Source organism: Acinetobacter lwoffii (assembly GCF_024129115.1).
GTDB lineage: Bacteria > Pseudomonadota > Gammaproteobacteria > Pseudomonadales > Moraxellaceae > Acinetobacter > Acinetobacter lwoffii_T.
This window is the reverse complement of sequence record NZ_JAMXXO010000019.1, coordinates 24,047-37,573: the sequence shown is the minus strand read 5'-3', so window position 1 is coordinate 37,573 and position 13,527 is coordinate 24,047. Positions and strand designations below refer to the sequence as shown.

Genomic DNA, 13,527 nt, shown 5'->3' with positions numbered 1-13,527 from the left:
AAAATAAAACTATACGATACTTTGCAAGTTTTTTGGTTAAGCTGATGATGAAAATTCATGATGATTAAAAAAATTGAGATTGGATGCAGATGATCGTTAAGTATTTAAAGAAATTACCTTTCTATGAAAAACACTGGTTTCAATTTGTTTTATTTGTACTGCGACGTTTTGAAGCAGACCGCTGTCGCGAACAGGCAGGTTCCCTAACCTACACTACCTTGTTTGCGGTGGTGCCGATGCTGACGGTTTTTCTGGTAATTATCTCTTCCATTAAAGCACTGGAACCTGCGCGGCAGCAATTACAGCAGCTCATCTATAGTAATTTTTTGCCCAAAACCACCATTGCCTTTGATAAAGCCTTGAATGCCTTTACCGATAAATCCAGCAATCTCACCATCATTGGTATTCTGTTCTTGTTTGTGACGACAGTATTGATGCTCAGCAGTATCGAAACGGTGTTTAACCGCATTTGGCGTGTGACTGAAACGCGAGGCGGGATTATGGGCTTTATGCGTTACTGGACCATCATTTCGCTAGGGCCGATTTTACTGGGCAGTGCGTTTGTGATTTCTTCGACCGTGGCATCCATGAGTATTCTCAGCAATAACTTTGCCGGTTATGAGCTGGATGGTGCCTTTGTTCTCTGGGCTATTTCATTTTCTTTGACTGTACTCGGATTTTTCATTTTGAACTGGACCATCCCGAATCGTAGTGTACCGCTTAAATCTGCCTTTATTGCCGGTCTGTTTAGTGCCGTAGTGTTTGAGCTGTTGAAAAACCTGTTCGGCTATATCATGTCAAACTTCACCAGTTATGAAATTGTCTATGGCGCATTCGCTGCCGTACCGATTTTCCTGCTCTGGATTTATCTGTCGTGGATCATTGTATTATTGGGGGTTGAAATCAGTTATGCCCTGACGGCGTTTGAATCTGGGCAGGACAATAAACGTCATCCGATCGTCATGCTGCTGGATCTGTTAGAACTCTTTTATAAAAAACAGAAAACCGGTGAAAGCATCAGTGAAGCACAAGCGCTTGAAGTGCTGGGCCGGGATGAAATTGGCCGCTGGCCGAGCTATGTCGCCATGTTTGAAAAGCAGAATCTGATCAAACGCACCGATGAGAATGAATATGTGCTGGTTCGTGATCTGGATCAGGTCAGCTTCTGGAATTTTTATCTGCAATTGCCCTATCCACTGCCACGCAAAAACCATCTCACCAATGCCCAGACTGATGATATCTGGATGCAAAATTTCTCACCTAGATTACAGGAAACCGACCAATATCTGGAAGAAAAACTCAATTTTCCATTGTCCGAACTGTTCCGACATAAATAAAAAAATCCTCTCGCTTGAGAGGATTTTTTTTAACTGATAGCGGTAGATTTCCAACAAACAATCGCACCCACGCTTACCAAGGCAGTCCCGATCCAGAAACTGAGTTCGGGTCTGACATCCAGAATTAGCATGCACATGACTGAAGAAAGAATCGGTATAAAATAGGTAGCTAAAATCAGCACCTTGATATTGCCGAATTGCATACTCTGATTCCAGTTGCTATAGGCGATACCAATCAGACTTCCCACCACTGCAATTCCCAGCCATAGCTTGAATGTGGGCATGATAAAAGGTTCATTTAATCCTAAATGTAAGAGCCATAAGCTGATTACAGCGACCAAAAAGAAAATCGGTACACCATTTTGTCCACGGCCGTAGGTTCTGGTCAGAACGCAATAGCAAGGCCATAACAAAGCGCCGAGAAAGGCAAAGCCATAGGCCCAAGGATTTTCAGCTAAAGCCTGCATAAACTTCGGCAGATTAGTGATTTCTGGATTGACCACCAGCATCAGTCCCATTACGGCGAGCAGAAAGCCGGGAATCACCCAGAGGCGAGCCTGTAACTGCCGGGCAAAAATCGAAAAAACAATCATCAAGGGTGGCCAAAGATAATTAATCATGGCTATCAGCATCACTTGTTCACGATTATCCGACCATGCCACAGCAACCAGAAATAGAATCTCATAAGCCACAAATAAAGCGCCACAACCGAGCAGATAACGCTTGGACATTTGCTTGATTTTTGGGAAACCCGTGAATGCCAAAATCGCCAGACTGCTAAAACTATAAATTAAAGCAATCCCCTGCACTGGTGGATTCAGTAATCAGTTTCACTACAGCGACCAGACTGGCCCAGATCAGAATGGAAGACAGGCCAATCCAGGTCGCTAAATTTACAGACCAGTTTTTCATACTTGCTCTTGAATAGTTTTATTGATATTCGGTTTTTTCAGCCATCCCTGTAAACTCACCAGAATCACGCCCAACATCACCATACAGGTGCCGATAATAAAATTGATTTCGATGTGTTCATCCAGAATCAGTACGCCGAACAGCATGCCGAATACAGGGGTCAAAAAGGAAAATACCCCCAGCCGTGATGCCAGATAATGTTTCAACATCCAGAACCAGATCAGATAACTGGCAAAGGAAATCAGTACGGTATGAAAAACCAGACTGGAAATAGACAACATCGTCCATTGAATGGCTGCTTGTCCAGTCAGAACAGCCAGAGGCAATAACAGCATTCCACCTATCAATAATTGATAGAACAAAGTCTGGGTTGCAGGTGCTTCAGCCAGCCGGCTCAGACGTACACTGACTGTGGTGGCTGCCCAGAATACGCCGCCAAGCAAAGCCAGAAAATCTCCCCACAAGGCATCAGTTTGTAAAGTTGATTCTGTCTGTGGACGTAACAGAAAGCTGACTACAATTCCGCTAAAGGCAAGAAATATTCCGCCCCATTGCACAGCTGACAAACGCTCTGCCGGCAATTTCCAGTGTAAACCCAAAGCCACAAAAATCGGCGCGGTATAGAGTAAAACAATCGTATGCGAGGCTGAGGTATAACGCAGTGCCTCACCAATCAGATAGAATTCGGTTGCAAACAACACACCGACCAGCAATCCTGCAGGTAAATAGCGTGCATTCCACAGTTGACGGCGTACGCTTTGCTGAATCAAGGGATAAACCATCAGCGCAGACAAGGCTGAACGCAAGGCAATTTGCATCAGGGCTGAAATATCATTCGCGGCCCACTTCAGTACCACCTGTTGTAAACCCCACAACATACACAATACAAACATGATGGCAGATGCTTTGGCATCTAATGCCTGACGCTGGCTCACATACGGTCCTGTTGCTCATTTGGAAGGTACACTATAAAAGTGTCAGAAATAAAAGATATACTTCAAAACAGACAAATGATGGTGTTATTCAGGCAATTTCGGTGATGCATAAAAAAATCCAAGCAGATTCAGCTTCGCTCAAGCAACTTCCGACCCATGATCTGATTAAAGCACCTCTGTGGATCAGCTTCAGGGAGGATCCTGCGCAATCTATTTATCCGCTACATGGCCATGCCTGGGGAGAATTTGTCTATGCTTTTCATGGAGTGATGGAAGTGAATATTAATCATATAAATTATGTGACGCCTTCACCTCACGGCATCTGGCTCCCACCGAATTTAGAGCATCGTGGTCTGAACCGTACCGCAGTTTCTCATGGCACTCTGTATGTGCATGAATCACTTTGTAGCCAACTGCCCACTCAACCGGGCATCCTGCTCAGCGCCCCCTTGGTCACTGCTTTATTTACCCACCTGAAACAACTACATCAGCAAGACCATCCAGCATTCGAGGATTCAGCTGAATATCAACTTCTGCTACAGGTACTGCTCGATCAGCTCCAGCAAGCCCAACTGGTCAGCAGTTATCTACCGCATTCAGAACATGTACTGCTGAAACAGATTTTAGATTATTTACATCAGCATCCGGCAGATCAAAGCTCGCTGCAGCAACTGGCAGAACGCGTCAATTTAACCGAGCGGACGCTAGCCCGATACAGCCAGAAAGAACTGGGAATGTCACTGCATGAATGGCGGCAACGCCTGAAAGTGATGCAGGCCATGTCTTTATTAAATGCAGCGCATAGTGTCGAGAGCATTGCCTTTGATCTGGGCTATGCCAATGCCTCAGCATTTATCAGCATGTTTAAACGCTGGATGGGAAGCACCCCAGATCAGTTTCGCAAGCGTTATACTGTTAATGATTAAAATTATGCATATGAAAAAGGAGCCAATAGGCTCCTTTGATTCAAAATCTTGGTTATTTCACAAAAGTCGTCCAGACATAATCCTGAGACTGCCCTTTGAGGGTCATTTTCAGTTGATCGCCTGAATGCAATGCCGCAACGCCTGCCGGGGTACCGGTCATCACCACATCCCCTTCTTCCAAAGTAAAGACCTGACTGATGTCAGCCAGCAAGGTCGCAATATCAAAAATCAATAAAGCGGTATTACCTTTTTGACGCAGCTCATCATTGACTTCAAGTGTGTAATGCACATCTTTCCAGTCAGTGACTACATCGGCGACAGGCACCCAGTCCGACAACAGACAAGAACCATCAAAGGCTTTGGCACGTTCCCAAGGCTGGCCTTTTTTCTTGAGATCATCCTGTAAATCACGCAAAGTTAAGTCCAGACCTAAAGTCACCGCACCCACAGCTTCAAGTGCTTTCAGAGGATCGCTTTCTTTGCTTAAACTCCGGTCAATACGCAAGCTGAGTTCACATTCATAATGACAATTGCCCCATTCCGGATTCCATTCAATGCCTGCTTCGAGCGAACTTAAGGCACTCGGTGGCTTGATAAACAATACCGGACGATCAGGGATCGCATTGCCGAGTTCTTTGGCATGATCGGCATAACTGCGACCCACGCAAACGATTTTGGATGGACGTGTGCTCATGATCAAAACTTCCCTTTTCCTTTTATAGATATCTGAATTATTTTTTAAATGTATGCTCGAACATACTCTGTTCAGTGCCGTCCTTAAATGCACGCTTCGGCACAATAACCACGGTACGGTTTTTTAATTCCAGCATATAAGTGAGTTTACCGACAGCAAAATTCTGCACTTCGCTATATGGCACCAACTTACTACGATCATTATTAAAAATTTCCGCATAGTCCTGATACAAATCAATACCCTGTTCGCTTTTACCAAACTGATATTTAACAAACTGACGTTTAAACATCATCGGCAGGAACCAGTAACGCATAATACCTTGCAGGAGCAGAAAGAATGCGCCCAAAGCCACGTAATAACGTCCGACGCCATCAAAACCCATCGAGAAACCCCAGATGATGATCCCGATACTGACCAGAGGCGTCAGAAAACGTGAAATCTGCTTTTTACCAAACGTCGCCAGGGCAAAACCATCCTGAGATTCTTCTAAAGTCAGAAAATAACGGGTCGATAAAGTCGGTGCTGACTCAGTCATAGCATCACATCAAAAATAAAATCTTGCCCAATACTATACCAAAATATCCATAGCGCTTATGGCCTGTCGCATCAATTACATAACTTTGCTTTGGAAATACGTGCATTTGGTTTTAAATAAACAGCAATTAAAACAAAAAATACGCAACAGGATGTTGAATGAAACAATTAAAGCAATGCATGCTCATCGGTGTTTGTTTGGCAGCTTCTGCTCCAGCACTGGCCAAGATTATTCCTTGGAATGCCGAACTGCCGAGCAGTCTGAGTGCTTATCAGGGCAATGCCCAGCAACTGGCAGAGTTAACCGGCGAGCGGATTCTGATTTATGCGCATCCAACCAGTAAAACCCAGCTTCCTACCTTAAACAGTAATGCAGCCAGCAAGACACAGTTTTATAGTGCGGCTGTGGTATTGCCTGTGGCTGAAGCTCAAGTTGAAAAATTGCTGCGCCATTATCCGAATTATGTCGGCCTGTTTCCGACCTTAAAGTCGGCCAAAGTGCTGGAGCAGCAGGGTTCGATTCAGCAGGTTAAATATCAGGTTCATATCCCGACCCCGATTCCAGTCTTGAACTTTAAAGAAACCGTAGTGATGCAGCATCATCTGGGCGAAAACAGCATCAGCACCTTAATTATTGATGCGCCAATTCTCTATGGTGCAGGAAAACTGGAGTGGTTTGCACTGGGTCCGCATAGAACGCTGGTGACTGTCACCCAATGGGGCGACCTGAACCAGCCCAAAGGCTTTTTATTCAGTAAAATCCTGAATGCGCTACCTGAAGCCAAACTCGGCATTCCGCCGAGTACCAATGCATTTCTGCTGGAAGCACTACAACAACGCTTTAAAATCGAGCATACAGCAGCACTAGCAACTCCGATTCCGCAACTTAGATTCAACCCTCAACAGCTACAAAAAATTGCCCAGATCAGCCAAAAGTCTGGTCAACCGGTCAGTTTCATTTTGCCGAACTATCAGATTAAAGAAGGAAAAGTCTCAGAAAATTTAAGATTTAGCAGCACCTATCAATATTTTGCGCATCCGGTCAAAAAATTGCGGCCATGGTTGGCTGCTGAAGCGACGCAGCAACTTTTCCCCCGGCAAATCAAGAAGGTCGAACTGAATCCGGTCAATACCCAGAATATAGATGCCAACTATAAGGTGTCGGTCGGTTTAGGGGTGATTCAGATTCCATTTAACTTCAAAATGCGTTTTTACCAGCCTGATTCCTTGCAAAACCAGTTCAATGCCAATGGCGGTGACTTAAAGTTTGTGAAAGGTGGCATGCGCTTATTGCCGCAGTCACAGGGTACCTTATTTCAAATTACCAGCAGCATGAAGATTCACGATCAGGCGCCGTTCTTATTAAGAGCCATGCGCAGCATACCCTATTACGATGTTTTACCTGCGGTAGGTGGCAATACCGTTTATGCACTGAAAGTGCAGCAGAAATTAAGATGAGCAGGAAGCAGAGAGTTATTGGTTTTTTATATGAAAAATAGTTAAAAATCACAGACGTAAAAAAACCGCATCAACGTGCGGTTTTTTCAGAATTCTTATCAAGATTGGTGCGCTCAGAGAGATTCGAACTCCCGACCCCTTAGTTCGTAGCCAAGTGCTCTATCCAGCTGAGCTATGAACGCGACGTCTTGATGGGGTGCATTATACGAGCTTTTTCAGTCTTGTTAAGTGTTTTTTAATAAAATCACAACTGAATGTACAGTAATTAAACGATGTATCAAAATTTATAGTTTTCTGCTGAAAACTTCTACGGATTTAGAGCTAAAAGCACTTAATTAATTCAACCAAGAAGCCGGATTTTCCAAAAAATTCCAGCACTACGCAATGGGTCAACCTTAAGTATTCTCAACCAGGTATCCAGCCAGAATAGAATTCGAATATAAAACAATCGTCACCCTTGTACGCTTTATCACTCGCCTATTGTTCCAGTCTTTACTGCTCCTGCCCTTTGATAATGCGTAAACACAATACCATTTGAGCTGGCCAGGTGATCTATCAATTGAAAAGCAGCGGGTATTGATTCATGACTAAACAGGCGTTTGCCAATACCCAGAATGATTGGAAAAGTCAGCAGACGAAGTTCATCCACAAGCTCATATTTGAAAAGCGACTGTACCACTGCAGCACTGCCATAAACTCGAATACCCCCCTCTCCTGATGCTTTAAGCTTGATGATCTCATCAATGCTTTTCAAAAAAAGGGTATTTTGCCAGTCGGAATGTTCCAGACTGGTAGAAAGAACATATTTATTGACATCATTAATTCCCGGCCAGTCTTTAGTATGTGTGGGCCAGTAAGATTCAAAAATCTGAAAAGTATTTTTCTCCAAAAGAATATCGGAGGGCTGCATCCATGTTTGCATGATGGCATCAAATGCCGGATCAGGTTCCGCGTTAAAATACGGCGCCACCCAGCCACCATATTGAAAACTACCAGATATATCTTCTTTGGGGCCGCCGGGCGCCTGCATCACGCCATCTAGGGTCAAAAATTCTTGGACAATGATTTTTCTCATCACGACTGCCTTTATTTTTATTCACTCGCCTGAGACTTATTTTTAGCACGTGATGTCTGGTATTTCTGTAAATTTTAGGCACAAAAAAACCGCAACATGTGCGGTTAATTGTTCAAGTTGGTGCGCTCAGAGAGATTCGAACTCCCGACCCCTTAGTTCGTAGCCAAGTGCTCTATCCAGCTGAGCTATGAGCGCGTAACTTGTGTGCCTAGGTTGGCAATACGTTTTTCTGCTTAACTTACTTGGTGCGCTCAGAGAGATTCGAACTCCCGACCCCTTAGTTCGTAGCCAAGTGCTCTATCCAGCTGAGCTATGAGCGCGCGACATAAGTAAGCGTGGCGGTGAGAGAGGGATTCGAACCCTCGATACAGTTACCCGTATGCGTCCTTAGCAGGGACGTGGTTTCAGCCACTCACCCATCTCACCGTAACGTGCGGCCATAATACAAATTTCGGCATGGCACTGCAAGCGCAGCATCAAAAAAAAGTGCATATTTTTGCTCGTTTAAATACTTTTTAAGCAATTCCACGATTTTTCGTGCATTTTGATAGTAAAAAAACTGCATAAATTTCCAGTTATCGAAAATTAACAGAAAATTGAAAACTTAAATGGATTATTGCAATCATTTACGTGCAGTCTGCGCATACATGTTTTATGCTAAACCTATCTCCTAAGATAAATTTAAAGACATGATGAAAAACTGGGTCGATCCTGAAGCAAAAGCTGAAGCCGAACGTTATGACAACCCTATCCCTAGCCGCACGCTCATTTTAGAAACCATCGAAAAGAACAATGCCCAGTCCCATGCAGACCTGGTCGAACATTTTGAAATTGCAGATCAAAAAAGTATTGATGCCCTGAGCCATCGTTTAATTGCGATGGTGCGTGACGGGCAACTGATGAAAGACGGCTACAAGTTTCAGATTGCCGTCGAGCAACCTGAATCCGAAGCGACGGTTTATATCAATTCCCGAGGGATGGGAACTGCCAACATTTCCGGCCAGGACGACCTATTATTGGCTGAGCGTGAACTGCGCCTGGTCTTTAATGGTGACCGCGTTAAAGTGCGTCAGACTTCGGTAGACCGTAAAGGTAAGGTCTGGGGCTATATTACTGAAGTTGTGCAGCATCGTGTCAAACAGATCATTGGTAAAGTGTCAGAGTATGATGGTGAATACTTTATCCAGCCGGCCAACCCGAATGCGCATCAGCCAATCACCCTTGAAAAAGAACTGATTGAACATGCCCAAGTCAATCTGGGTGATTCGATTCGTGTGGCGATTGATACCTATCCGACCCGTGAAGAATTCGCGACCGGACATATTGTGCAGTCCATGGCGGACAAGGCCGATACTGAAATCATCATTCCACAAACCATTTTAGAATATGGTTTGCCGTATGAATTCCCGGAAGAAGTGGTTAAAGAAGCCGAAAGCTTTAAAGAGCCAACGGCCAAAGACCGTGAAGGTCGTGTGGATCTACGTGATTTAGCCTTGGTCACCATTGATGGTGAAGATGCACGTGACTTCGATGATGCGGTTTATGCCGAAAAACGTCCGGGTGGTGGCTATCGTGTGGTCGTGGCCATTGCCGATGTCAGCCATTATGTACGTCCAGGCAAACCGCTAGATGATGAAGCGCAGGAACGCGGGACGTCAGTCTACTTCCCGCACTTCGTTTTACCGATGCTGCCTGAAGCATTGTCGAATGGCCTGTGTTCGTTAAATCCGAACGTTGACCGCCTATGTATGGTCTGTGATTTAAAACTGTCACGTGCTGGCCGAGTCACCGGTTTTGAGTTCTATCCGTCTGTCATGCATTCCAAGGCACGTTTGACCTATGATCAGGTCGCACAGTATCTGGAAGGCGACAGCCAGGCGATTACCGAAGACCGTGAAGTTCGCAAGTCGATCAACACTCTGTTCCAGCTTTATCAAGTTCTTAAAGGTTTACGTGCTGAACGTCATGCCATGGAATTTGAAACCGTTGAAACTTACATGACTTTCGACGAACTAGGCGGAATTAAAGAAATTTTGCCGCGTAGCCGTAATGATGCACATAAGCTGATTGAAGAATGTATGTTGTTGGCCAACGTCGCAGCCGCAGAATATGCATTGAAAAATGAAATGCCAATGTTGTACCGCGTGCATGAGCCACCTGAGTTCTCACGTATCCAGAAAGTCCGTGACTTCGTCAAGCTGCTGGGTTTGAATTTCCCGGAACAGCCGACTCAGAAAGATTATCAGGCGGTGATTGAAGCGACCAAAGAACGGATTGATGCACCAAGTATTCATGCCGTGTTATTACGCTCTATGATGCAGGCTTACTATGGTGCGAGTAATGCAGGCCATTATGGTCTGGCTTATGAAGCCTATACACATTTCACTTCACCAATTCGCCGTTATCCGGATTTGTTATTGCATCGTGCAATCAAAGCACATTTAAATAACAAGCCATCTCCGCTTTCAGGCGGTGCTTTAGATGAAGCTGGTGACCATTTCTCTGCCACAGAACGTCGTGCAGATGAAGCGTCGCGCTCGGTGACGACCTGGTTGAAATGTCATTATATGCAGCAGCATCTGGGCGAAGAATTTGTCGGCATTATTAGTGCAACGGCAGAATTTGGCCTGTTTGTCACGTTAAAAGATCTGTATGTCGATGGTATGGTGCATGTCAGCCAGCTAGGTGATGACTTCTTTGTCTTTGATCAAAGCAGCCAGAATCTGATCGGCCAGAACCGTGGTCAGGTCTTTGGTCTGGGTGATGAAGTCAAAATCAAGGTTGCCGGTGTCAATCTGGAAGAACGTAAGATCGATTTTGAACTGGTGCAACAACTCAGTCATGCCGGCCGTGCAGTTCGTGCCCGTGCACCGCGCGTGAGTGAGAAAAAACCAGTATCACGTCCAGCAGCGACAGAAGAAGTGTTTGGCAATAATGAACGTGAATCTAAATCCAACTTGAGCGCCGATGGAGAACAACCCATACGACGCAAAAAAGGAAAAGGAAAACCCAGCTCTTACAGTAAAAAGTCTGCTAAACCATCTGCAGGAAAGTCTGAAGCAAAGGTTAAAGATAAAGTAAAGAAAAAGGCCAAGGTCAAAAAGAAAAAGTCGAATGCAAAAGCCAAGACTGAATAATTTTTGATGGTTTAAAAAGAGCGCTACGGCGCTCTTTTTTCTTTTAAACCTTATCCAGAATAAATACGATTAGAGTAAAAATACTTACCGCATCGAATCATCAACTTAGATCAGTCTGATCAGGTACCTTCCCTATTTCTAAACAAAACTGACAGGAAAACTGCCTCCTATTTTGATCTACACTCAAGCAGTGAAATTCAAAGATCTGCAAAGACATATTTCCTATTTCTTTGAAACAGACTATGGAATTCTGCCTATTCTTAAACTATCTGTTTCGGAGTTTCAGCGAGCGACACCAATCAGTTGAACTATAACTCAACATTAGTAAAAGTAGCTTGGACATCATTGTGAACGAGATTGAATAAATCTCGATACCTCCTGCTTCAGAATAAATCACCGGTCAAGCTTGATTTCTCGATCAAGAAGCCTTACTTCTAGAACTAACACTGAAAATTAATTTGGCAGACCGACATGACTTTAGAAAAGGCAACTTTGCCTGTTCCGCAATTTGATCAGATTACGCTGGCTGAGCTAAAACAAAAAATTGAAAGCTGTATCGCTGAAGGGCAAAAGTTCCTGAATGAACTTACCGAAACACCTACTTCAGTACAGGAGCAGCTGGCTACTCTTGAACATGTCGACACACTTGAAAACAATATGAGTGAGTCTTGGGGCATCCTGTCACATTTAAATGCCGTGATGAACAATGCGGAAACCCGTGATGTCTATCAAGCACTCTTACCGGGTCTTAGCGAATACTATACGCAACTGGGTCAACATACGGCGCTCTATCAGACCTATCAGCATATTTATGATGCGTCGATTTATAATGAACTGCCGGCAGCGCAGCGAAGCGCCATTAAACTGGCCTTACGTGATTTCAAACTGTCTGGGGTGGCATTAGAGGGTGAAGCGAAAAAACGTTATGCGGAAATTTCGGCTCGTCTGTCCCAATTATCATCCGACTTCTCCAACCATGTACTGGATGCGACTCAGGCCTATTTCAGACCGCTAAATGAAGAGGAGTTAGCGGGTCTATCTACCAGTAATATTGAGCTGTTAAAACAATATGGTCAGCAACGTGAACTGGATCAACCGGTGGCTACGCTGGATTTCCCGTCTTATCTGGCGATCATGACCCATTCAGAAAATCGTCCTCTGCGTGAAGAACTCTATAAAGCTTACACCACGCGTGCGTCAGATCAGGCTGAACAGAGCGAGTTTGACAATACTGCATTGATCGAAGAAATTCTCAGTCTGCGTCTGGAAATGGCAAAACTGCTGGGCTTTAATAATTATTCGGAATTGTCCTTAGCCAGCAAAATGGCACCAAGTGTAGAGGCAGTAGATGAATTCTTGCATGAACTGGCAGAACATGCCCGCGCACCGGCAGAGCAAGAAATTGCTGAACTGAAAGCGATTGCTGCTGAAGATGGCATCCGTGATCTGCAACCTTGGGACAGCGGCTATTATTCTGAAAAGCTGAAAATGCAGCAATTTAACCTGTCACAGGAAGCGCTGAAACCTTACTTTCCTGCACCGAAAATCCTGCAAGGTCTGTTCAGTATTGTGAATCGTCTGTATGGCATTCAGGTGATTGAACGTGAAGCGCCTGTATGGCATCCGGATGCACGTTATTTTGAACTGGAAGATCAGGGTCAGGTGATTGGCGGTTTCTATTTTGACCTGTATGCACGCCAGGGCAAACGTGGCGGTGCCTGGATGAGCGGTTTCCGTTCCCGTATGCAGACCAGTGATGGCCTGCAAAAACCGATTTGCTATATGGTCGGTAACTTTACTCCACCTGTCGGCAATCGCCCTGCACTGCTGACCCATGATGAAGTCATCACCTTGTTCCATGAATTTGGTCATGGCCTGCATCATATGCTGACAGAAGTAGACAATATTGCCGTGGCAGGTACCCATGGCGTGGCGTGGGATGCGGTCGAGCTGCCAAGCCAATTTATGGAATTCTGGGCTTGGGATCAGGAAAGTCTGGATCTGCTCAGCGAGCACATAGAAACCCAAGAATCTTTGCCGGCTGAACTGCTGAAAGCCCTGCTGGATGCACGTTTCTTCCAGTCTGGCATGCAAACCCTGCGTCAGCTTGAATTTGCCCTGTTTGACCTGAGTATTCACCGAGCCAATCCGGCTTTAAATGCAGCACAGGTTCAGGCTACTTTGAATGAGATCCGTGAAAAATATGCGGTTCTACCGACCACCGACTATAACCGTTTCCAGCACAGCTTCAGTCATATTTTTGCCGGTGGTTATGCAGCGGGATATTATTCCTATAAATGGGCCGAAGTTTTGGCCAGTGATGCCTTCGACCGCTTTGAAGATGAAGGTATTTTTAATACCACTACCGGAAAGCAGTTTCGGGAAAATATCCTCGCAGTTGGCGGAAAAGACACAGCACTTGACGCATTTATCAATTTCCGCGGACGCGAGCCAAAAATAGATGCATTGCTGCGTCATCAAGGTTGGACGAACCCCTCTAAAAACGCTTAAACTAGCTT

General features: G+C 44.9%; 9 protein-coding genes, 4 tRNA genes and 1 pseudogene. 5 read left to right on the top strand and 9 right to left on the bottom strand.

Annotated elements, in window-relative coordinates; all coding sequences use genetic code 11:
* Window positions 1-89 precede the first annotated feature (89 nt).
* Window positions 90-1,337, top strand: a complete 1,248-nt coding sequence (locus tag NI470_RS12770) for a YihY family inner membrane protein (RefSeq protein WP_004645086.1) — start codon at window positions 90-92, stop codon at window positions 1,335-1,337.
* 29 nt (window positions 1,338-1,366) lie between these two features.
* On the opposite strand, the pseudogene yddG reads toward NI470_RS12770, so the two are convergent.
* Together yddG and NI470_RS12760 are read right to left on the bottom strand one after the other, a co-directional pair.
* Window positions 1,367-2,249: pseudogene (gene yddG, locus NI470_RS12765) on the bottom strand (aromatic amino acid DMT transporter YddG).
* Window positions 2,246-3,184 (bottom strand): DMT family transporter, encoded by a 939-nt coding sequence (locus NI470_RS12760; RefSeq protein ID WP_253148553.1) that lies wholly within the window; start codon window positions 3,182-3,184, stop codon window positions 2,246-2,248. The pseudogene yddG and the gene NI470_RS12760 overlap by 4 nt, the downstream one beginning before the upstream one ends.
* Before the next feature lie 104 nt (window positions 3,185-3,288).
* Between NI470_RS12760 and NI470_RS12755 the strand changes: the two genes are divergently transcribed.
* The gene (locus NI470_RS12755) at window positions 3,289-4,110 is read left to right on the top strand and encodes an AraC family transcriptional regulator (protein WP_253148551.1); all 822 of its coding nucleotides are present in this window, start codon (window positions 3,289-3,291) and stop codon (window positions 4,108-4,110) included.
* A gap of 52 nt (window positions 4,111-4,162) precedes the next feature.
* On the opposite strand, the gene NI470_RS12750 is transcribed toward NI470_RS12755, so the two are convergent.
* Together NI470_RS12750 and NI470_RS12745 are read right to left on the bottom strand one after the other, a co-directional pair.
* The gene (locus tag NI470_RS12750) at window positions 4,163-4,804 is read right to left on the bottom strand and encodes a fumarylacetoacetate hydrolase family protein (RefSeq protein ID WP_253148549.1); all 642 of its coding nucleotides are present in this window, start codon (window positions 4,802-4,804) and stop codon (window positions 4,163-4,165) included.
* 37 nt (window positions 4,805-4,841) lie between these two features.
* Window positions 4,842-5,339, bottom strand: a complete 498-nt coding sequence (locus NI470_RS12745; protein WP_004645081.1) for a YcxB family protein — start codon at window positions 5,337-5,339, stop codon at window positions 4,842-4,844.
* Window positions 5,340-5,497: 158 nt separating this feature from the next.
* Between NI470_RS12745 and NI470_RS12740 the strand changes: the two genes are divergently transcribed.
* The gene (locus NI470_RS12740) at window positions 5,498-6,796 is read left to right on the top strand and encodes an SRPBCC family protein (RefSeq protein ID WP_253148548.1); all 1,299 of its coding nucleotides are present in this window, start codon (window positions 5,498-5,500) and stop codon (window positions 6,794-6,796) included.
* 105 nt (window positions 6,797-6,901) lie between these two features.
* Here the strand turns inward: NI470_RS12740 and NI470_RS12735 are convergent.
* The 5 genes from NI470_RS12735 to NI470_RS12715 form a co-directional block, all read right to left on the bottom strand.
* A tRNA-Arg gene (locus NI470_RS12735) sits at window positions 6,902-6,978 on the bottom strand.
* Window positions 6,979-7,265: 287 nt separating this feature from the next.
* Window positions 7,266-7,871, bottom strand: a complete 606-nt coding sequence (locus NI470_RS12730) for a dihydrofolate reductase family protein (protein ID WP_253148546.1) — start codon at window positions 7,869-7,871, stop codon at window positions 7,266-7,268.
* 118 nt (window positions 7,872-7,989) lie between these two features.
* A tRNA-Arg gene (locus tag NI470_RS12725) sits at window positions 7,990-8,066 on the bottom strand.
* A 48-nt stretch (window positions 8,067-8,114) separates the two neighbouring features.
* Window positions 8,115-8,191 (bottom strand) — tRNA-Arg (locus NI470_RS12720).
* Between the two features lie 16 nt (window positions 8,192-8,207).
* Window positions 8,208-8,297, bottom strand: a tRNA-Ser gene (locus tag NI470_RS12715).
* A gap of 263 nt (window positions 8,298-8,560) precedes the next feature.
* On the opposite strand from NI470_RS12715, the gene rnr reads away from it, so the two are divergent.
* Together rnr and NI470_RS12705 are read left to right on the top strand one after the other, a co-directional pair.
* Complete coding sequence (rnr, locus tag NI470_RS12710; protein ID WP_253148544.1) at window positions 8,561-11,008, top strand: ribonuclease R; 2,448 nt, start codon at window positions 8,561-8,563, stop codon at window positions 11,006-11,008.
* A 456-nt stretch (window positions 11,009-11,464) separates the two neighbouring features.
* Window positions 11,465-13,519 carry a M3 family metallopeptidase gene (locus NI470_RS12705; protein WP_174894711.1) on the top strand — a complete coding sequence of 685 codons (2,055 nt, stop codon included), beginning with the start codon at window positions 11,465-11,467 and terminating at the stop codon, window positions 13,517-13,519.
* Window positions 13,520-13,527: the final 8 nt, after the last annotated feature.

What these genes read in the sequence shown, in the direction of transcription:
- NI470_RS12770 (WP_004645086.1), top strand. Translation starts at nt 90, where the DNA reads ATGATCGTTAAGTATTTAAAGAAATTACCTTTCTATGAAAAACACTGG.
- NI470_RS12755 (WP_253148551.1), top strand. Translation starts at nt 3,289, where the DNA reads ATGCATAAAAAAATCCAAGCAGATTCAGCTTCGCTCAAGCAACTTCCG.
- NI470_RS12750 (WP_253148549.1), bottom strand. Translation starts at nt 4,804, where the DNA reads ATGAGCACACGTCCATCCAAAATCGTTTGCGTGGGTCGCAGTTATGCC.
- NI470_RS12745 (WP_004645081.1), bottom strand. Translation starts at nt 5,339, where the DNA reads ATGACTGAGTCAGCACCGACTTTATCGACCCGTTATTTTCTGACTTTA.
- NI470_RS12740 (WP_253148548.1), top strand. Translation starts at nt 5,498, where the DNA reads ATGAAACAATTAAAGCAATGCATGCTCATCGGTGTTTGTTTGGCAGCT.
- NI470_RS12730 (WP_253148546.1), bottom strand. Translation starts at nt 7,871, where the DNA reads ATGAGAAAAATCATTGTCCAAGAATTTTTGACCCTAGATGGCGTGATG.
- rnr (WP_253148544.1), top strand. Translation starts at nt 8,561, where the DNA reads ATGATGAAAAACTGGGTCGATCCTGAAGCAAAAGCTGAAGCCGAACGT.